The organism is Micromonospora sp. ATA51 (genome assembly GCF_016802855.1).
Taxonomy (GTDB): domain Bacteria; phylum Actinomycetota; class Actinomycetes; order Mycobacteriales; family Micromonosporaceae; genus Micromonospora; species Micromonospora sicca.
Genome location: NZ_JAEVHJ010000016.1, coordinates 1 through 17,932 on the forward strand (window position 1 = coordinate 1; position 17,932 = coordinate 17,932).

The 17,932-nt window shown below is 73.1% G+C and carries 14 protein-coding genes, 2 pseudogenes and 1 riboswitch; of the genes and pseudogenes, 11 read left to right on the plus strand and 5 right to left on the minus strand.

Annotated elements, in window-relative coordinates:
• The 3 genes from JNW87_RS05025 to JNW87_RS05035 form a co-directional block, all read right to left on the minus strand.
• The coding region (locus tag JNW87_RS05025; RefSeq protein WP_238453199.1) for a polynucleotide kinase-phosphatase at positions 1-2,441 on the minus strand (2,441 nt) is incomplete at its 3' end.
• Positions 2,438-3,871, minus strand: a complete 1,434-nt coding sequence (locus JNW87_RS05030) for a 3' terminal RNA ribose 2'-O-methyltransferase Hen1 (RefSeq protein WP_109801077.1) — start codon at positions 3,869-3,871, stop codon at positions 2,438-2,440. The genes JNW87_RS05030 and JNW87_RS05025, both read right to left, overlap by 4 nt.
• Positions 3,872-3,997: 126 nt before the next feature.
• Positions 3,998-5,569, minus strand: coding sequence for an LPXTG cell wall anchor domain-containing protein (locus JNW87_RS05035; RefSeq protein ID WP_238453200.1), 1,572 nt, complete (start codon positions 5,567-5,569; stop codon positions 3,998-4,000).
• 176 nt (positions 5,570-5,745) lie between these two features.
• Here JNW87_RS05035 and JNW87_RS05040 point away from each other — a divergent pair, with 176 nt between their 5' ends.
• Together JNW87_RS05040 and JNW87_RS05045 are read left to right on the plus strand one after the other, a co-directional pair.
• Positions 5,746-6,231, plus strand: coding sequence for a SigE family RNA polymerase sigma factor (locus JNW87_RS05040; RefSeq protein ID WP_238453201.1), 486 nt, complete (start codon positions 5,746-5,748; stop codon positions 6,229-6,231).
• Positions 6,228-7,286, plus strand: a complete 1,059-nt coding sequence (locus JNW87_RS05045; protein WP_238453202.1) for an LCP family protein — start codon at positions 6,228-6,230, stop codon at positions 7,284-7,286. Before JNW87_RS05040 ends, JNW87_RS05045 begins: the two co-directional genes overlap by 4 nt.
• A gap of 33 nt (positions 7,287-7,319) precedes the next feature.
• On the opposite strand, the gene JNW87_RS05050 is transcribed toward JNW87_RS05045, so the two are convergent.
• Complete coding sequence (locus JNW87_RS05050; RefSeq protein WP_109801081.1) at positions 7,320-7,532, minus strand: hypothetical protein; 213 nt, start codon at positions 7,530-7,532, stop codon at positions 7,320-7,322.
• Positions 7,533-7,668: 136 nt separating this feature from the next.
• On the opposite strand from JNW87_RS05050, the gene JNW87_RS05055 reads away from it, so the two are divergent.
• From JNW87_RS05055 to JNW87_RS05075, 5 genes and pseudogenes are all read left to right on the plus strand, one after another.
• Entirely contained in the window at positions 7,669-8,052 is a 384-nt protein-coding gene (locus JNW87_RS05055) for a phage holin family protein (RefSeq protein ID WP_109801082.1), read from the plus strand.
• Positions 8,053-8,195: 143 nt separating this feature from the next.
• Positions 8,196-8,774, plus strand: a pseudogene (locus JNW87_RS05060) (class II fructose-bisphosphate aldolase); the annotation flags it as partial.
• Positions 8,758-10,770, plus strand: a pseudogene (locus JNW87_RS05065) (ATP-binding cassette domain-containing protein); the annotation flags it as partial. The pseudogenes JNW87_RS05060 and JNW87_RS05065, both read left to right, overlap by 17 nt.
• The gene (locus JNW87_RS05070) at positions 10,770-11,672 is read left to right on the plus strand and encodes an ABC transporter permease (RefSeq protein ID WP_238453203.1); all 903 of its coding nucleotides are present in this window, start codon (positions 10,770-10,772) and stop codon (positions 11,670-11,672) included. The pseudogene JNW87_RS05065 and the gene JNW87_RS05070, both read left to right, overlap by 1 nt.
• A gap of 111 nt (positions 11,673-11,783) precedes the next feature.
• Positions 11,784-12,983: an acyltransferase family protein gene (locus tag JNW87_RS05075; RefSeq protein ID WP_238453204.1), complete on the plus strand. Its 1,200-nt coding sequence runs from the start codon at positions 11,784-11,786 to the stop codon at positions 12,981-12,983.
• A gap of 34 nt (positions 12,984-13,017) precedes the next feature.
• On the opposite strand, the gene JNW87_RS05080 is transcribed toward JNW87_RS05075, so the two are convergent.
• Positions 13,018-13,323 carry a helix-turn-helix transcriptional regulator gene (locus JNW87_RS05080; protein WP_109804260.1) on the minus strand — a complete coding sequence of 102 codons (306 nt, stop codon included), beginning with the start codon at positions 13,321-13,323 and terminating at the stop codon, positions 13,018-13,020.
• Positions 13,324-13,413: 90 nt separating this feature from the next.
• Between JNW87_RS05080 and JNW87_RS05085 the strand changes: the two genes are divergently transcribed.
• The 4 genes from JNW87_RS05085 to JNW87_RS05100 all read left to right on the plus strand — a co-directional run bounded on the left by JNW87_RS05085 (position 13,414) and on the right by JNW87_RS05100 (position 17,883).
• Positions 13,414-14,385, plus strand: coding sequence for a DMT family transporter (locus tag JNW87_RS05085; protein WP_109804259.1), 972 nt, complete (start codon positions 13,414-13,416; stop codon positions 14,383-14,385).
• Between the two features lie 171 nt (positions 14,386-14,556).
• Positions 14,557-14,690: riboswitch (SAM riboswitch) on the plus strand.
• A gap of 12 nt (positions 14,691-14,702) precedes the next feature.
• Positions 14,703-15,992: a threonine synthase gene (gene thrC / locus JNW87_RS05090; protein WP_238453205.1), complete on the plus strand. Its 1,290-nt coding sequence runs from the start codon at positions 14,703-14,705 to the stop codon at positions 15,990-15,992.
• Positions 15,993-16,361: 369 nt separating this feature from the next.
• Positions 16,362-17,381, plus strand: coding sequence for a GNAT family N-acetyltransferase (locus JNW87_RS05095; protein ID WP_238453206.1), 1,020 nt, complete (start codon positions 16,362-16,364; stop codon positions 17,379-17,381).
• Positions 17,382-17,595: 214 nt separating this feature from the next.
• Entirely contained in the window at positions 17,596-17,883 is a 288-nt protein-coding gene (locus JNW87_RS05100) for an acyl carrier protein (protein WP_255543449.1), read from the plus strand.
• Positions 17,884-17,932 lie beyond the last annotated feature (49 nt).

The following is a 17,932-nucleotide window of genomic DNA, read 5'->3' on the forward strand; positions in this document are numbered from 1 at the left end:
GTGTCCTCGGCGAGCGCGTCCAGGGCGGCCAGGCCCAGGGCGTGCTCGCGCAGGGCCAGGCCGCGCTTGCGGCCCAGCGACCGCTTACGCAGCGCGGCGAGCTGACCCGGCTCGGTGTACCCGGGGCCGTAGATGATCCGCAGGTACTCCCGGCCCCGGCACTTGATGCCGGGCTGGAGCAGCGAACCCCGCGCCGACCGGGCGGCCGGGCCGGCGTACGGCTTGACCACCATGCCCTCCCCGCCGGCCGCCGTCAGCGCCAGCCACCACTCGGTGGCCGCCGCCACCGCCGCGGCGTCGGTCAGGTCGACCACCCGACGGCGGGTCGGGGTGAAGAACTCCGGGTCGGCCGCGCAGAGCCGGTCCGCCAGGTCGAGGTGCCAGCCGTGGTCCCGGTCGGCGTAGCTCACCCCGGCCCCGGCCAGCACGGCGAACGGCGCGAGGGTCACCCCGCGCAGCCCGTCGGTCGGCCCGACGTACGCCCGGTACGCCGCCGAGTACGCCTCGACCTCCGCCGCCCGGTCGGCCATCCGCCCGCGCAGCTCGTCGACCGGCAGTCCCCGTCCGGCCGCCGCGTCCAGCGTGGCGAGCACCGCCGGCAGGGCGGCCCGGCCGGCGGCGCCGACGCCCGCGTACTGCTCCCGGATCAGCCCATCCGCCTTCGCCGACCAGGGCAGCAGCTCGCAGTCGAGCAGCAGCCAGTCGGTGTCCAGCTCGGCCCAGAGCCCGGCGGCGGTGACCGCGGCGCGGACCCGGCCCAGCAGCTCGTCGTCGAGCGGCGGCCCGAAGAACGGCCGGCCGGTCCGGGTGTGCACCACCCCGCCGCCGAACCGGCCCGGCTCCCGCTCGACCAGCAGCACCGCCCGCGAGCCCATGTGCTTCTCCTCGCAGACCACCCGCTCCACGCCCGCCGACCGGTAGTCGTCGAACGCCTGGGCCGGGTGCTCGAGGAACCCGTCGACAGTGGAGGTCGAGCAGGGCGCCATGGTCGGCGGCAGCCAGACCAGCCGCCCCGGGTCCACCGCGAACCGGCTCATCACCTCCAGCGCGGCGGCGGCGTTCTCCGCCGGCACGGTCAGCGTCCCGTACGCGTGCTCCAGGTGCCGGCGGCCGGTGACGTCGGCCAGGTCGAGCACGGTGTCCGGTCGGATCGGCGTGGGCGCGACCAGCGGGCGGGCCGGGGCGTACCACTCCTTGACCGCGGCGACCGAGACCAGCTCCTTCTCGGGGTAGCGGAGCGCGGTGAGCTTCCCGCCGAAGACGCAGCCGGTGTCGATGCAGATGGTGTTGTTCACCCACTCCGGCTCCGGCGTCGGCGTGTGGCCGTACACGACCATGGCCGAGCCCCGGTAGTCGCGCGCCCACGGGTAGCGGACCGGCAGGCCGTACTCGTCGGTCTCGCCGGTGGTCTCCCCGAAGAGCGCGAACGCCCGGACCCGGCCGGAGGCGCGGCCCTGGTAGGCCTCCTTCAGCCCGGCGTGCGCGACCACCAGCCGGCCGCCGTCCAGCACGAAGTGGCTGACCAGACCGTCCACGAACGCCGCGACCTCCGCGACGAAGCCGTCCGGCTCCGCCGCCAGCTGGGCCATCGTCTCGGCCAGGCCGTGGGTGAGCCGCACGTCCCGGCCGCGCAGCTTGCGCAGCAGCTTCTGCTCGTGGTTGCCGGGCACGCAGATCGCGTGCCCGGCCGCGACCATGCCCATCACGAGGCGGAGCACGCCGGGGGAGTCCGGGCCGCGGTCCACCAGGTCACCCACGAAGACCGCGGTACGACCAGCCGGGTGCACCGCGTCCACCGGGCGGCCCGTGTCGTCGCGGCGCAGCGTCCAGTCGAGCCGGAGCAGCAGCGCCTCCAGCTCCTCCCGGCAGCCGTGCACGTCACCGACGATGTCGAACGGCCCGGTCAGCCCCCGCCGGTCGTTGAACAGCTTCTCGTACCGGATCTCCGCGGCGTCGATCTCCTCGATGCCGCGCAGCACGTGCACCTTGCGGAAGCCCTCCCGGGCCAGCTGCCCGTGCGACCGGCGCAGGTCCCGCTGCATCCGGGCCAGCACCGGCCGGCCGAAGGTGCGGTCGGCCCGTCCCCGCGTACGCTCCCAGGCCAGCGCCTCGGGCACGTCCAGCACGATCGCCACCGGCAGCACGTCGTGCTCGCGGGCCACCCGGATCAGCGCGGCGCGGGCGTGCGGCTGGAGGTTCGTCGCGTCCACCACGGTGAGCCGGCCGCGACGCAGCCGGGTCCCGGCGACGTGGTGCAGCGCCTCGAACGCGTCCGCCGAGGCGGACTGGTCGTTCTCGTCGTCGGCCACCATCGCCCGGAACATGTCTGAGGAGAGCACCTGGCTGGGCAGGAAGTGCCGGCGGGCGAAGGTGGACTTGCCCGAACCGGAGACGCCGACCAGCGCCACCAGGGCGAGCTCGGGGATGTCGAGAGTGGTCATCGGCTCTCCTCCTGTCGGGTCAGCACGGCCAGCTGGGTCGGTGCGCCCACCTCGGGGTCTTCGTCGCCTACCCCGCTGGTCGTGGCGGTGTAGCCGTACGTCGCGGCCACCCGCTCGACCCAGGAGGTGAACTCGGACCGGGTCCACTCGAAGCGGTGGTCGGCGTGCCGGAACCGGCCCGCGCCGAGCCCCTCGTAGCGGACGTTGTACTCGGCGTTCGGGGTGGTCATCACCACCGTGCCCGGCCGGGCGTGGCTGAACACCGCGTCCTCCAGCGCCGGCAGCCGGGGCGGGTCGACGTGCTCGATCACCTCCATCAGCACCGCCGCGTCGTACCCGCGCAGCCGGTCGTCCCGGTAGGTCAGCGCCGACTGCCACAGCCGGATCCGGTCGCGCTGCCGCTCCGGCAGCCGGTCCAGCCGGAGCCGGCGGGCGGCCAGGGTCAGCGCGTGGCTGGACACGTCGGTGCCGACCACCTCGGTGAACCGCCGGTCGGCGGCCAGCGCGGTGAGCAGCGCGCCACCGCCGCAACCCAGGTCCAGCACCCGGGTCGCCCCGCCGGCCCGCAGCGCGGCCAGCACCGCCTCGCGGCGCCGTACGGCCAGCGAGGCCCGCTGCGGGCTCTCGGCCGTCGGCTCGTCGGCGACGCTGTCCTCGGCCGGGGTCTCGTCGGCGAGGCGCAGCTCGGCCAGCCGGGCCAGGGCCTGGCCGGCCAGCGCCCGGCGGTGCGCCAGGTAGCGGCGGGTGATCAGGGCCCGCTCCGGGTGGTCGGCCAGCCAGCCGGCGCCGGCCCGGAGCAGCTTGTCGACCTCGTCCGGCGCCACCCAGTAGTGCTTGGCGTCGTCCAGCACGGGCAGCAGGACGTACAGGTGGTTGAGCGCGTCGGCCACCCGGAACGTGCCGGCGAGGGTCAGCGCGACGTACCGGCTGTCCCCCCACTCGGGGTGGGTGCCGTCGAGCGGGATCGGGTCGGCCGTCACCGTCCAGCCCAGCGGGGCGAAGACCCGCACGGCCAGCTCCGCGCCGCCCCGGCAGCGCAGCACCGGCACCCGGACCTCCAGCGGGATCGCGGTGGCGGCCAGCTCCGGCCGGTCCCGGGACTCGCCGCGCAGCGCCGACCGGAACACCTTGGCCAGCGCCGACGAGAGCAGGCTGGACGCGGCGTACGGGCGGTCGTTGACGTACTGGCCGAGGGTGAAGGTCTCCGGGGTGGCCGCCTTCGCCTTCCCGCGGCCGCGACCGCCGGCCAGCCGGAGCGGGTCGACCTCGACCAGCAGCGCGGCGGTGCAGCGCTGCTCGTCCGCCTCCGGGTAGAGCACGTGCGCGGTGCCGGTCGGCAGGTCGAAGCTCTGCAGCCGGTCCGGGTGCTTGACCAGCAGGTGACCGAGGTCGGTCGCCGGGCGGTGGGTGGTCGTCAGGGTGAGCAGCACGCGTCGATGGTGTCAGGGCGATCGATCTTGCGTCGTCCCGTTTTCGGTCGCGGCGGATACGGCGGTGCCCCGCCGACCGTGGTGGTCGGCGGGGGCACCGGGTGTCGCTGGGTGGTGCGGGATCCGTCAGGCGACGAAGCGGGTCTTGCGGCGGCGGGCCACCACGTAGCCGCCCGCGCCGGCCGCCAGCAGCAGCGCGCCCAGGCCGGCGATCAGCGCGGTCGAGCTACCGGTGATCGGCAGGGTGCCGCCGCCGCCGCCGCCGCCGCCGTTGCCGCCGTTGCCGCCGTTGCCGCCGTTGCCGGCACCCTTGATGACCAGGGCAGCCATGTCGTTCTTCGGGTTCAGGTCAGCTACCTGGTCCCCCTGCTCCAGGTCGAAGTGGAACAGCTTGACCTCGCCCGGCGTGCCGGCCACCTTGTCGATCCGCAGGCCGAACTCGAAGACAGCCGCGTCGCCCTTGTGCAGGGTGTCGTACCACTCGCAGAAGTAGACGCGGCCGCCCGGCTCGCCGTACCCGCCGGTGGGCTCCTCGGCGGTGCCCGGCGAGCACTCCCGAGGCGCCTTCACCACCACGGCGCCGGCGGGAACAGTGACGCGGGTGCCGGTGACGATCTCACCCGGCGTGTACGAGTTGGTCATGGCCGGGCCGTTGTTCACGAAACCGATCTTCGCGGTGACCGTCTTGCCGACGGCGCCCGGCAGTTCCGCGCCAGTGGCGGCGAGGTCGGCACGCTGGTTCCCGGTGACGGAGGCCTGGATGAAGGTGTAGTTGTTCTTCGGGTCCTTGTCCGTCTGCCGCAGCACGCTGGCCTGCTTAGCCGGTGCCGGCACGAGCTTCAGCGCGTCGCCGGTGCCCTGCTGCCAGCCGTCCCCGGGCAGGAGTCCCTTGGCGAACTCCTCGAAGTCATCCTTGGTAAACCAGATCGCCTGACCGTACTGCCGGCTCGGGGCCCACGCGTCGGCGGCGATCTTCAGGCCTGCGGAGCCGTCCAGCTGGAGGGCGTCACCGGCGGCGATCTCGTCGTCGAAGCGGCAGACGGTCAACTGGGAGCCGAACTCCTCCGTCGAGGAGCAGTTGCCGTAGCGCTGCGCCGGGGAGAGCGAGGCCATGGTGGCCAGGAACAGTACGGCCCCATGGGTCGTCGTGTCGCCGATGTTGGCGATCCCGACGGGGGTCTTGACCGTCGCGCCGGGGGCGCCGGACACGTTGAGCTGCTCCTGCGCCTGCAGGTCGACGCCCTCGCCCACCTCGATGGTGGACCGGGTGCTGACGGTCTCCCTGCCCTTGCTGGCCAGGCTCAGCAGCAGGTCGCCCTTGGCGCCCGCCTCGGCCTTGTCGGTGGCCTTGACCGTCAGGTCGAGCACGTAGTCGATGAGGTCCGCGCCCTTGAGGTCGCAGGTGATGACCGCGTCGGTCTCCGTGCAGCCCTTCAGCTTGTCGGACAGGGTGACCGTGGCGAAGCCGGTGACCGCGTGCCGGTCGACGGTGACGGTCACCTCGTCCGGAAGGGCGTCGGTGAAGGCCAGCAGGACGACCGACCTGGCCTCGCCGCCGGGGGCGATCAGCGCGTCGTTCGCGTAGAGCAGTAGATCGTCGACAGCCGGCTCGGCGAGGGCGGGGGTGGCGGAGGCGGCGACGAACGCGCCTGCGACGCCGATCCCGGCCAGCCAGCGCCGGGTGGAGTGCGTGAACATTGGTGGGTTCCTCCCGTGGGGGTGCAGGTGGAGCCCGTGGATCTTAAAGAACCCTTAAGTCGCGGCGCTGCCCCTGGTCAGGGATCGCGGCGGATAGGAGCCGAAAGGATGATCGGCGCTGCCGCAACGTTCCACGGGCCCGCACCCGTCAACAGGGCGGGACACCGGGAGGTGCAGTGACGTACGAGGAGTTCGCCGACTCGCGGCTGGGCGCCCTGCTGCGGTACGCGGTCATGCTGACCGGAGATCCGCACCAGGCCCAGGACCTGGTGCAGGACACCATGGTCCGAGTCCAGCTGAACTGGCGGCGGGTGGCGCGGACCGACTCCCCGGAGCGGTACGTCCGCCGGATGCTCACCAACCAGTACGTCGACTGGCGGCGGGGGTCGTGGGCGCGCCGGGTGCTGCTGCGCGGCGAGCCGGACGAGGGAGTGCCGGCACCGACCGACCACGCGCAGTCCGCGGTGGACCGGGACCAGCTCTGGTCCTGGCTGTCCCGGCTGCCCCGCCGGCAGCGGGCCACGCTGGTGCTGCGCTACTACGAGGACCTGCCGGACGCCGAGATCGCCGAGATCCTCGGCTGCGCCGTCGGCACCGTCCGCTCCAGCATCTCCCGGGCGCTGGCCACCCTCCGAGCCGAGTACGTGGAGGCCTGCTCATGATCGAGGACGACCTGCGGGCCGCCTTCGCGCGGCACGAGGAACTCACCCCGCCGACCGGTCCGCTCCGCGCCGCCATCGACCGGGCCGTGGTCCGCCGCCGGCGTCGCCGCCTCCGCCTCCGGCTCGCCGGTACGGCCATGGCGGTGGTCGCCGCCGCCCTGGCCGGCTTCACCGCGATCGCACCGCGGCAGCCGGAGACGGCGAACCTGATCGGTGCGCCGGCATCACCGACGCCCACCGGGGCCCTGAACGTGCTGATGCTCGGCGTGGACACGGCCGGGCCGGACGGCTCCCGACGGGCCGACTCCGTCCTGCTGGTGCACGTCCCGGCCGACCGGAGCCGGCTCTACCTCGTCGCCCTCCCGCGCGACCTGCTGGTGTCGATCCCCGGCCAGGGGACGGACAAGCTCAACAAGTCCTTCGCCTCCGGCACCACGTCGGCGAAAACCGACCTGGCGGCCGGCTACGACGCCACTCGACAGGTGGTCTCCCAGCTCACCGGGGTACGGATCGACGCCGGTGCGGTGCTGACCTACGGGGCGGCGCGGCAACTCACCGACGCGGTCGGCGGCGTACGGGTCTGCCTGCCGACCAGAATCCGCTCGCACCACACCCTGCGGGCCTATCCCGCCGGCTGCCAGCAACTCGACGGCGCCGCCGCGGTGGACGTGCTCCGGCAGCGCTTCAACATGCCCGACGGCAGCCTGGACCGCGACCGGAACGCCGAGCGGTACGCGGCGGGGCTGCTCCGCCGGATTCACGAGCAGGGGGTGCTGACCAACCCGGCGCTGCTCAGCAAGCTGGCCACACAGGCCGGCTCGGGCCTGGCGGTCGACACCGGGGACACCACCCTGCCGACGCTGGCCCAGGTCGTCGGAAAGGCGGCCGCCGTCGAGCCGGTCGCGCTCGGCCTGCCGGTCCGGTACGTGGAGAAACAACCGTACGGATTCAGTTTCGACCCCGCGCTGGCACCGGGATTCCTGGACGCGCTGCGCACCGACCGGCTCGGCGACTGGATGGCGGCCCATCCGGACCAGGTCGTCGGCCTGCGCTGACGCGGGAGGAGCCCGCCGGCCCCTCCCGCCGCGTCAGCGGTAGTCGTCCTCGTCGCCGGCGACCACCCGGGCCTGCTCCATCGCGTCCCAGTCGGCGACCTCCAGGCCGCGGTGCGGCTCGGTCTCGACGTCGCCCGGATCGGTGGAGATCGCCTGCTCGACGGCGTCGGCCGGTTCCGCCTCCAGATCCCGTTCCTCCGGAGCGAGGTGGTCGCTCGGGGCGAAGTCCTCGTCGGGCTGACCCATCGTCCCTCCCTGGATCTCGGTGCGGACAGCTACCCACACACCGTACGGGCTGTGCGCGGAGCCTGCTCGGAGCCGAGCGGAACCGGAGTCGGCGGATTGTCCCTCCGTAACCGGACCCCGGTGCCAGGATGGGGGCGTGGGCTTCCTGATCCGACTGGCGATCACCGCGATCGCGCTGTGGGTCACCACGCTCATCGTGCCCGGGGTCGAGGTGACCGGCCGCAGCGGCGCCGACACGGCGCTCACCCTGATCGTGGTGGCGCTCATCTTCGGCGTGGTCAACGCGGTGCTGAAGCCGGTCATCAAGGTGTTCGGCTGCGTGTTCTACCTGCTCACCCTCGGCCTGTTCGCGCTCGTGGTCAACGCGCTGCTGTTCCTGCTCACCGACTGGATCGCCCGGGGACTGGACCTGCCGTTCCACGTGGACGGCTTCTGGGCGGCCTTCTGGGGCGCCATCGTGATGGCGGTGGTGAGCTGGCTGATCAGCGTCGTGGTCCCGGACCGGCTGGAGAACCGGTGAGCACGCCGGCGGGCACGTCCCGGGTCGATTGTGCCCGTCGCCACCTTCTACGGGATACTGCCCGCGGTGGACAGCGCGGTCCGGCGCACCCATGGAAGACAGCGGCCTGCACGGCCGAGAGCGGTAAGTAAGGAGCGTTAGACATGCCCATCGCTTCCCCCGAAACGTACGCGGAGATGCTGGACCGCGCCAAGGCCGGCCGGTACGCGTACCCCGCGATCAACGTGACCTCCTCGCAGACGCTGAACGCGGCGCTGAAGGGCTTCGCCGACGCGGAGAGCGACGGCATCATCCAGGTGTCCACCGGTGGCGCGGAGTACCTCTCCGGCCCGTCCGTGAAGGACATGGTCACCGGCGCGGTGGCGTTCGCCGCGTACGCCCGCGAGGTGGCCAGGAACTACCCGGTGAACATCGCGCTGCACACCGACCACTGTCCGAAGGACAAGCTGGACAAGTTCGTCCGGCCGCTGATGAAGATCTCCCAGGAGCGGGTGAAGCGCGGCGAGGAGCCGCTGTTCCAGTCGCACATGTGGGACGGCTCCGCCGTGCCGGTGGCGGAGAACATGGAGATCGCGTCCCAGCTGCTCGACGAGGCCGCCAAGGCCGCGGTCGTCCTCGAGATCGAGGTCGGCGTGGTCGGCGGCGAGGAGGACGGCGTCGAGAACGCCATCAACGAGAAGCTCTACACCACCGTCGAGGACGTCCTGCGCCGCGTACCTGCGGATCGCCACCACCGGGCGGGCCGACGCCGAGGCGGTGGACCTGCTGCGCCGCTCCTCCCCGGCCGGCGTGCTCGACCGGGTCAAGGCGCCCACCCTGCTGGTGCAGGGGGAGGCGGACACCCTCTTCCCGCTGGCCGAGGCGGATGCCAACGCGCGGGGGATCGCCGCCGCCGGCACCCCGGTGCGGGTCGCCTGGTTCACCGGCGGCCACGACGGCGGCGCGGGGCCGATGTCCGACTCCGACCGGGTGAAGTTCCTCACCGCGCAGTGGCTCGACCACTACGTCAAGGGGGAGGGCGCGGCGCCGGGCGAGGGCTTCACCTTCTCCCGGATCGCCGGCTTCGACGCGCTGGACCGGGGGCTGGTGGCCACCGGGTACCGCACCGCCGACTACCCGGGGGTGACCGGGGACGCCCGCCGCGAGGTCGCGGTCGCCGGCCCGACCCAGCAGATCGCCAACCCGCCCAACGGGAATCCGGCGGCGATCTCCGCGGTGCCGTTCGCCGGGGCGCTGGGCTCGCTGCTGAACGGCGTGGCCGGCGACATCCCCGGCCAGCACGCCCGGTTCGAGTCCCCGCCGCTCGCCGAGGCGGTGGACGTGGTCGGCGCGCCGACGGTCCGGCTCCGGGCGGCGTCGCCGACCGGCGAGGCGGTCCTCTTCGTCAAGCTCTACGACGTCGACCCGAACGGCGCCGCCACGCTGCCCGACGGCCTGGCCGCCCCGGTCCGCCTCACCGGCCTGCCGAAGACCGTCGACGCGGCCCAGCCGGTCACGGTCACGCTGCCGGCGATCGTCCGCCGGGTCGAGGCCGGGCACCGGTTGCGGGTCGTCGTGGCGACCTCCGACCAGGCGTACGCCACCCCGCCCGAGCCGGGCGTCTACACGGTCGCCCCCGGCGGCGGCGCGCTGAGCCTGCCGACCGTCGACGGCGAGCCGATCCCCACCGCCGCCACGGTGTGGCGCTGGATCCTGGTCGGGCTGCTCGCCGCGATCGCGGTCGGGCTCGTCGTGGTCGTCCTGGTCGCCCGCCGGCGGCACCGCCGCCAGGACAGCTCCGTCCACCCGGAGTACGCGGGCGTCCCGCTCGCCGTCCGCCGGCTCCGCAAGGAGTACGCGGACGGCTTCGTCGCCGTCTCCAACGTCGACTTCGAGGTGCACCCCGGCCAGGTGGTCGGCCTGCTCGGCCCGAACGGCGCCGGCAAGACCACCACCCTGCGGGTGCTGATGGGGCTCACCCAGCCGACGGCCGGGGAGATCTACGTCTTCGGGCACCGCCTGGTGCCCGGCTCGCCGGTGCTCTCCCGGATCGGCGCGCTGGTGGAGGGGCCGGGCTTCCTGCCGCACCTGTCCGGGCTGGAGAACCTGAAGGCGTACTGGCGGGCGACCGGCCGGCCCTGGGACGACGCGCACTTCGACCAGGCCCTGGAGATCGCCGGCCTGGGCGACTCGGTGCACCGGCGGACCAAGAACTACAGCCACGGCATGCGCCAGCGGCTGGCCATCGCGCAGGCCATGCTCGGCCTGCCGGAGCTGCTGGTGCTGGACGAGCCGACCGACGGGCTGGACCCCCCGCAGATCGCCGAGATGCGCCGGGTGCTCCAGCGGTACGCCACCGACGGCCGCGCGGTGCTGGTCTCCAGCCACCTGCTGGCCGAGGTGGAGCAGACCTGCACCCACGCGGTGGTGGTGAACAAGGGCCGGATCGTGGCCTCCGGGCCGGTGGAGGAGATCGTCGGCGACTCGCCGAGCGTGCTGTTCGAGGTGACCGACCCGGACGCCGCCCGCACGGTGCTGGACCGGCTGCACGGGGTCCGGGTGCTGCCCGACGGCGACGGCGGGCTGGTGGTGGACACCAACGGCACCGCGCGCAGCGAGGTGGTGGCCGAGCTGGTCCGGGCCGGCATCGGGGTGGACCGGGTGGTGCCCCGGCGCCGCCTGGAGGACGCGTTCCTCGCCCTGGTGGGCGAGAACTCACGGGGAAGCGGTGACCGGTGATGGCAGGCTCTTCGGTCGGGTCGCGCGACGCGGCCGGCGCGGTCGGTCCGGGCGGGGCGGCGGCGGGCTACCGGCCGTCGGCCACCCTGCCGTTCGCGGCGGAGTTCCGCCGGCAGGCGTCGCGGCGGCGTACCCAGCTGGCGCTGGGGTTCATGGTGCTGCTGCCGCTGATCATCCTGGTCGCGTTCCAGTTCGACTCCGGCGAGGACGACCGCAACGGGCGCAACGAGTTCGGCAGCCTGGTCGACCTGGCCACCTCGGGCGGGCTCAACTTCACCCTCTTCTCGATCTTCGTGTCGGCGTCGTTCCTGCTGGTCGTGGTGGTGGCGCTGTTCTGCGGGGACACGGTGGCCAGCGAGGCGAGCTGGGGCAGCCTGCGCTACCTGCTGGCCATCCCGGCGCCCCGGGCCCGGCTGCTCACGGTGAAGCTGCTGGTCGCGCTCGCGTACTCGGCGCTGGCCCTGCTGCTGCTCGCGGGCACCGCGCTGCTCGCCGGCACCCTCCGGTACGGCTGGTCGCCGCTGCGCAGCCAGGTCTCCGCCGAGCTGGCGCCCGGCGAGGGACTGCTGCGGCTGCTGGCGGTGCTCGGCTACCTGGCGGTCGTCCTGCTGGTGGTGGCCGGGCTGGCGTTCCTGCTCTCGGTGACCACGGACGCCGCGCTCGGCGCGGTCGGCGGCGCGGTGCTGCTCTGGATCCTCTCCAGCATCCTGGACCAGATCACCGCGCTCGGCGGCCTGCGCGCCTTCCTGCCCACCCACTACAGCAGCGCCTGGCTGGGGCTGCTGTCCACGCCGGTGCAGACCGACGACGTGGTCCGGGGCGCCATCTCGGCGGTCGTGTACGCCACGCTCTTCTGGGGGCTGGCCTTCTGGCGCTTCACCCGCAAGGACGTGACGAGCTGACGCAGGCAGTAGCATGAGCCGGCGCCGGCCCCCCGGGGCAGTTGCCACCGTCGGCTGCCATCCGGTGCCGCGTCGTCCCGCCCCGCCGACCCACTCGCGAAAGCCCCCGCCATGCGCGTCTCAGCTCTGCTCCGCCAAGCTATCCGAGCCGATGGCGGCACCATTTCCCGGCCCTCCCGGGACGCCTACTTCGACAACGCCAAACTCCTGGCTACCGCCCTGGTCGTCCTCGGCCACACCTGGGGCCCGCTCGTCGGCTCCCCGAACGAGATGCGCGGCGTGCGGGCTCTCTACCTGCTGGTGTACGCCTTCCACATGCCACTGTTCGTCATGATCAGCGGCTACTTCTCACGCTCCTTCGCCCAGGACGCCTCTCACCCCGGCCGGCTGCGCAGACTCCTCACCAGCACCCTGGTCCCGTACCTGATCTTCGCCACCGCATACCAGCTGTACAACAACTACCGCCTGGACGAGTCCAACCCGATTGACCTGGTCACGCCCTTTTACCTGACCTGGTTCCTGGTTGCCCTGTTCGTCTGGCGGATTTCCGCCCCGCTCTGGCTCAACCTGCGCGCACCGGTCGCGGTGGCGACCGGCGTCATGCTCGCCTCGGGCGCCGCCTCGCTCTCCGGGGAACTGGACCTGGCCCGGATCCTCCAGTTCCTCCCATTCTTCGTGCTCGGCCTCACCGCCCGGCGCGAACACCTCGAATGGATCCGTGACACCCGATGGCTGCGCCCCGCCGCCGTCCTGGTGTTCGCCGCAGCCCTGATCACCGTGTACCACTACGCCCCACGGCTGCCCGCTGGCTGGTTCTACCGGCACAACGGGCACGCACAACTGGACGTCAGCTGGGGTACGTGGGCGGCCGGCGCACTCGGCTTGACGGCGGCCGCGCTCGTGCTCAGTGTCGCCTTTCTCGCCCTGGTGCCTTCGAACCGCAATCTGCTCACCCCGCTCGCGAGCGGCACCCAGTACACCTACCTGCTGCATGGGTTCATCGTTCAGATCGCGCTCGCCTACAGGTTCCAGAACTCGCCGTTCGTCAACTCCTTCGCCGGCGTATTGACCATCAGTGCTCTCGCCGTCCTCGCGACGGGAATCCTGGCCTCCCCGATCGTCCGCCGGCTTTTCGGCTGGGCGGTGGAACCGCAGATGAGTTGGGCCTTTGCCGAGGTGCGGGCGGAGAAGTTCGCCGATGCCAGACGGCCGGTGACCGCTCCTGGCAGTACAACGGCACCGTCTCCGGCGTCAGCGGCAACGTCGACCCCGGCGATGGGAACGGCAGTCGCTACCGACTCATCACGCTGACCTACAGCTCGACGGTGGACGTCGAGGGAGAGCGTCAGGAGCGGGTGGGCGCGGTGAGGACGGCGTCGAGCAGACCGGGGTAGAGGCGGTCGAGTTCGTCGCGGCGCAGTCGCACGTACCGGCTGGTGCCGGCGGCCCGGGTCCGGGTCAGGCCGGCCTCGCGCAGCACCTTCAGGTGGTGGCTGCGGGTCGCCTTGGACACGCCGAACTCGAAGGTGCCGCAGGCGTACTCGCCGCCCTCGGCGAGGGCGCGCACGATCTGCAGCCGTACGTCGTCGGCCAGCGCCGCGAGCACGGCGGTGACCGGTACGTCGCGCAGTTCGGGTTCGTGCAGCTCCATGTGACCAGTGTAACCCTTGTTCGACATGCGTCGAACAACCTCCTAGAGTCGGTGCCGTTGGTTCGACGGTACTCGAACATAGGAGCTGCGATGCGCTCTCGTCACGCCGCCTTCCCGCTCTTCGCGGTGCTCAGCTGGGGGGTCATGTTCCCGGTCCTGGCCAGCGCCCTCACCCGGGTCGACGCGCTGAACCTCACCACCGCCCGGTACGTCCTCGCGACCGCCGTCCTGCTCGCCCTGCTGCTGGCCCGGGAGGGTCTGGCCGCCCTGCGCTCCGGCGGCCGGGCGGTCGAGGTGGTGGCGCTCGGTGTGCTCGGCTTCGCCGGGTTCAACGTGCTGACCAACCTGGCGCTCGGGCACGCCGCCCCGCAGCAGATCGCCCTCTTCGCCGCCACCACCCCGCTGGTCACCCAGCTGGTCCGCTGGGTCCGCGACGGCGTACGCCCCCGCCCGGTGCTGCTCGGGTTCTCGCTGGTCGCCCTCGTCGGCGTCGGTCTGGTGATCACCCGGGGCCGGCTCGAGGGGCTGGGCCAGTTCGGCGTCGGCGGGCTGCTGATGATCGGTGCGGTGCTCGGCTGGGCCGTCTACACCCACGGCGCGAGCCGGTTCACCGGCTGGTCCCCGCTGCGCTACACCACCCTCACGGCGGTCGCCGGCACCGCGGCGATGCTCGCGGCCAGCGCCACCGCCGACCTCGCCGGCTGGCAGCACCTGCCGGCCGCCGCCGACCTCGTCGCGGTCGCCCCGCAGCTGGCGTACGCCGTGATCGTCGCCGCCGTCCTCGCGGTGCTCGCCTGGAACACCGGGGTGCAGCGGCTCGGCGCGGCCGCCGCCGCCCTGTTCATGAACCTGGTTCCGGTGACCACCTTCGTGGTGCAGACCGTCCGGGGCTACCGGCCCGGCGCGGTGGAACTGGTCGGCGCGGCCCTGACCATCGCCGCCCTGATCGGCGCCAACCTGGCGACCCGCTCCCGCGCCGCCACCGCCCCCGGCGCGGTGCCCGCCCGGGCGGTCACCGACCGGCCGGCCGTCGTCGACCCGATCGCCGTGGTGGCGCGCTGAGGTAGGCGGAGCTGCGAGTTACGGGAAGCGGGGGCATCCGGCGGCGGAGGAGGCCTCCACTTCCCGGAAGTCGTGCGGATCCTGACGGTGGTGAGCGGGAGTGGCTCACACCGTGGGAAGCCCGCTCGGCAGGCGCGGCGCGAGTGCATAGACTCGGCGGCACAACTGCATACCTCATCCAGAGGGGCTGAGGGATACGGCCCGACGACGCCCCGGCAACCACCCGCACGCTCGACGACGAGCGAGGAGCGGGCAGGTGCCAATTCCGTCCCCGCCGCAGGGTGCGATGCGGGGAAAGATGAGAGGAACCCCTCGACATGACGTCGACGCTTCCCGCCGCCACCGGCATCGACACCACCCTCAGCCCGGCCCGCGCCCTGGTCTGCCGCGCCTGCTCCGCGCGCTACCCGCTGGCCGCCCAGCACGCCTGCTACGAGTGTTTCGGCCCGCTGGAGGTCGACTACGACGCCGCCGCGCTCGCCGCCGTCACCCGGGAGCAGATCGAGGCCGGCCCGAAGAACCTCTGGCGGTACGCGGCCCTGCTCCCCGCCGGCCAGGACCCGGCCACCCGGGTGACCCTGAACCCGGGGCTCACCCCGCTGGTCGCCGCCCCGCACCTCGCCGCCGAACTGGGCATCACCGCCCCGCTCTGGGTGAAGGACGACAGCGCCAACCCCACCCACTCGTTCAAGGACCGGGTCGTCTCGGTGGCGCTGTCCGCCGCCCGGGCGCTCGGCTTCACCCGGTACGCCTGCGCCTCCACCGGCAACCTGGCCAACTCGGTCGCCGCGCACGCCGCCCGGGCCGGGGTGCCGTCGGTGGTCTTCATCCCCAGTGACCTGGAGCAGGGCAAGGTGGTCACCACCGCGGTCTACGGCGGCGACCTGGTCGCCATCGACGGCTCGTACGACGACGTGAACCGGCTCTGCGGGGAGCTGGTGGAGACCGACGAGTTCGAGGACACCGCGTTCGTCAACGTGAACGTCCGGCCGTACTACGCCGAGGGCTCGAAGACCCTGGGGTACGAGGTGGCCGAGCAGCTCGGCTGGCGGATTCCGGCGCAGGTGGTGATCCCGATGGCCAGCGGCGAGCTGCTCACCAAGATCGACAAGGCGTTCTCCGAGCTGGTCGAGATCGGCCTGGTCGAGGCGCCGGCCGGCGGCTGGAAGGTCTTCGGCGCCCAGTCGGCCGGCTGCAACCCGATCGCCACCGCGCTGCACGCCGACAGCGACACCATCACCCCGGTCAAGCCGACCGGCATCGCCAAGTCGCTGAACATCGGCGATCCGGCCGCCGGCCTCTACGCCCTGGAGGCCGTCCGCCGCACCGGCGGCTGGATGGAGTACGCCGACGACGACGAGATCCGCGCCGGCATCCGGCTGCTCGCCCGGACCACCGGCGTCTTCGCCGAGACCGCCGGCGGGGTGACCGTGGCGGTGCTGCGCAAGCTGGTGGAGTCCGGCCGGCTCGACCCCACGGCGGAGACGGTCGTCTTCAACACCGGCGAGGGCCTGAAGACCCTCGACGCCGTCGCCGCCCAGGTCGGCCCCACCCACCGGATCAAGCCCTCCCTCCGCGCCGCCCGCGACGCCGGCCTCCTCGCCTGACCCCGTCCCGCCCGCGCCCCCCTGCGGCATGTCGCGGCCTGTTCGCGCCCGGACACCGCGCCCTGCCGAAGGCGGATCGCCGGGGGCCGGCAGGCCGGGCGGCGGACGGGCGGATCGCCCGGACGGGGGATCGGGCGGATCCGCCGGGTAACTGGCTTTTCGCTGTGAGTGTAGAAAACCCGCCGCTAAGGACTTGACGGCAGGATTCGGACGGCGCAAGATGCTCCGTGCGGGAGGGCGTTTCGCCGGAGACTTTGTTCTTACGACCCAGCGCCAGAGGCGTTGTGCGATCGTCCCTCCCGACCAACGTCGCGGTCGCCAGCGTTAATTCGCTGGCCCCGATCGTCGTTCCGGCGCACCCTCGCAGGCATGGGCATCACGATCACGCCGTTCGACGCCGCCGACCAGGCCGCGATCGACGAGGCGTACCGGATCGGCGCGGCGGCCAACGAGGTGGACCTGCCGGACTTCCCGCCGTTCTGCCGGCGGCGCTTCGAGGCCGTGGTCCGGCATCCGATGCCGGGCAACGCGCCGCGCTGGGCGCTGGCCCGGCTCGACGGCGTACCGGCCGGCTATCTGGGGCTGGACCTGCCGCAGCTCGACAACACCGACAACTCGACCGTCGACCTGGTGGTCCATCCGGGGTACCGGCGGCGGGGCGTCGGCCGGGCGCTGCACGAGCACTGCCTGCGGCTGCTGGGTGAGCACGGCCGCAAGCGGGTGATGGGGATGGCGGTCTCGGCGCTGCCCGGGGGAGTGGCCCGACCGGAGGCGGGCGGCGCGTTCGCCGCCGCGGTGGGCGCCCGCCCGGTGCTCGCCGAGGTGCGCCGCCGGCTGGCGACCGAGCGGCTCGACCACGCCGTGCTCGACGCCCTGGCCGCCGGCGCCCGGGCGCACGCCAGCGGCTACCGCGTCGTCCGCTGGCAGGGCGACACCCCCGAGGAGTACGCCGCCGACGTGGCCTACCTCGACGGCCGGCTGATGACCGACGCGCCCCTGGGCGACCTGGAGTGGGAGCCGGAGCAGGTGGACGTCGCGCGGCTGCGGGGCACCGAACGGGCGCTGGACGCCCGGGGCCGCCGCCGCTACCACCACGCCGCCGTGCACGAGGCGACCGGCCGGGTGGTCGCCTGGACCCTGATCGACCTCGGGCCGAGCGCCGACTGGCACGCGTTCCAGCAGATCACCATCGTCGACCCGGCGCACCGGGGACACCGGCTGGGCCTGCTCACCAAGGCGGAGAACCTGCGCTGGGTGCTCGGTCACGAGCCGGCGCTGCGGGCGATCGACACCTGGAACGCCGCGGAGAACCGGCACATGATCACGATCAACGAGCAACTGGGCTTCCGCCCGGTCGACGCCTGGACGGACTGGCAGTTGACGATCTGACATGTGACACGGCCCTACTGATCGCGGGGCTTTCTGTTGCATGATGGCGGGCATGACGGAGACCCCGCACCCCCTGTACGACAGGCACGCCGACACCCTCAACCGCGCGCTGACCGCGATCACGGAGCGGGGCTACTGGTCCGCCTACCCCGAGTCGCCCAGCCCCCGGGTGTACGGCGAGACCGCCGCCGCCGACGGGAAGTGGCGGGAGACGCTGCGCGTCGACCGGGTGGGCGCCGCCGACAGCTTCTTCGACCTCGGCGGGCACTCGATCGCCATGGCCGAGGTGCAGCACCGGCTCGCCGAGGCGACCGGGCGGGAGATCGCCCTGGTGGACCTGTTCCGCTATCCCAACGTCCGCGCGCTGGCCGCGTTCCTGGACGGCGCGGAGAACAGCGACGGAATCCACCTCGCCCTGCAGCGCGCGGCCGACCGCCGGGCCCGGGCGCGTGGCCGGCAGCAGCGGCGGCCCACCGGCAGCCCCGGGCGGGCAGAGCCGTGACCTGGTCCATCCCGCCGGCCGGGCCCCGCAGTCTTGTCCGTCGTCAACC

Coding starts and splice junctions, on each gene's coding strand:
- JNW87_RS05080 (WP_109804260.1), bottom strand. CDS start 13,323: ATGGAGCTGCACGAACCCGAACTGCGCGACGTACCGGTCACCGCCGTG.
- JNW87_RS05095 (WP_238453206.1), top strand. CDS start 16,362: ATGGGCATCACGATCACGCCGTTCGACGCCGCCGACCAGGCCGCGATC.
- JNW87_RS05085 (WP_109804259.1), top strand. CDS start 13,414: ATGCGCTCTCGTCACGCCGCCTTCCCGCTCTTCGCGGTGCTCAGCTGG.
- JNW87_RS05035 (WP_238453200.1), bottom strand. CDS start 5,569: ATGTTCACGCACTCCACCCGGCGCTGGCTGGCCGGGATCGGCGTCGCA.
- JNW87_RS05050 (WP_109801081.1), bottom strand. CDS start 7,532: ATGGGTCAGCCCGACGAGGACTTCGCCCCGAGCGACCACCTCGCTCCG.
- JNW87_RS05075 (WP_238453204.1), top strand. CDS start 11,784: ATGCGCGTCTCAGCTCTGCTCCGCCAAGCTATCCGAGCCGATGGCGGC.
- JNW87_RS05070 (WP_238453203.1), top strand. CDS start 10,770: ATGGCAGGCTCTTCGGTCGGGTCGCGCGACGCGGCCGGCGCGGTCGGT.
- thrC (WP_238453205.1), top strand. CDS start 14,703: ATGACGTCGACGCTTCCCGCCGCCACCGGCATCGACACCACCCTCAGC.
- JNW87_RS05045 (WP_238453202.1), top strand. CDS start 6,228: ATGATCGAGGACGACCTGCGGGCCGCCTTCGCGCGGCACGAGGAACTC.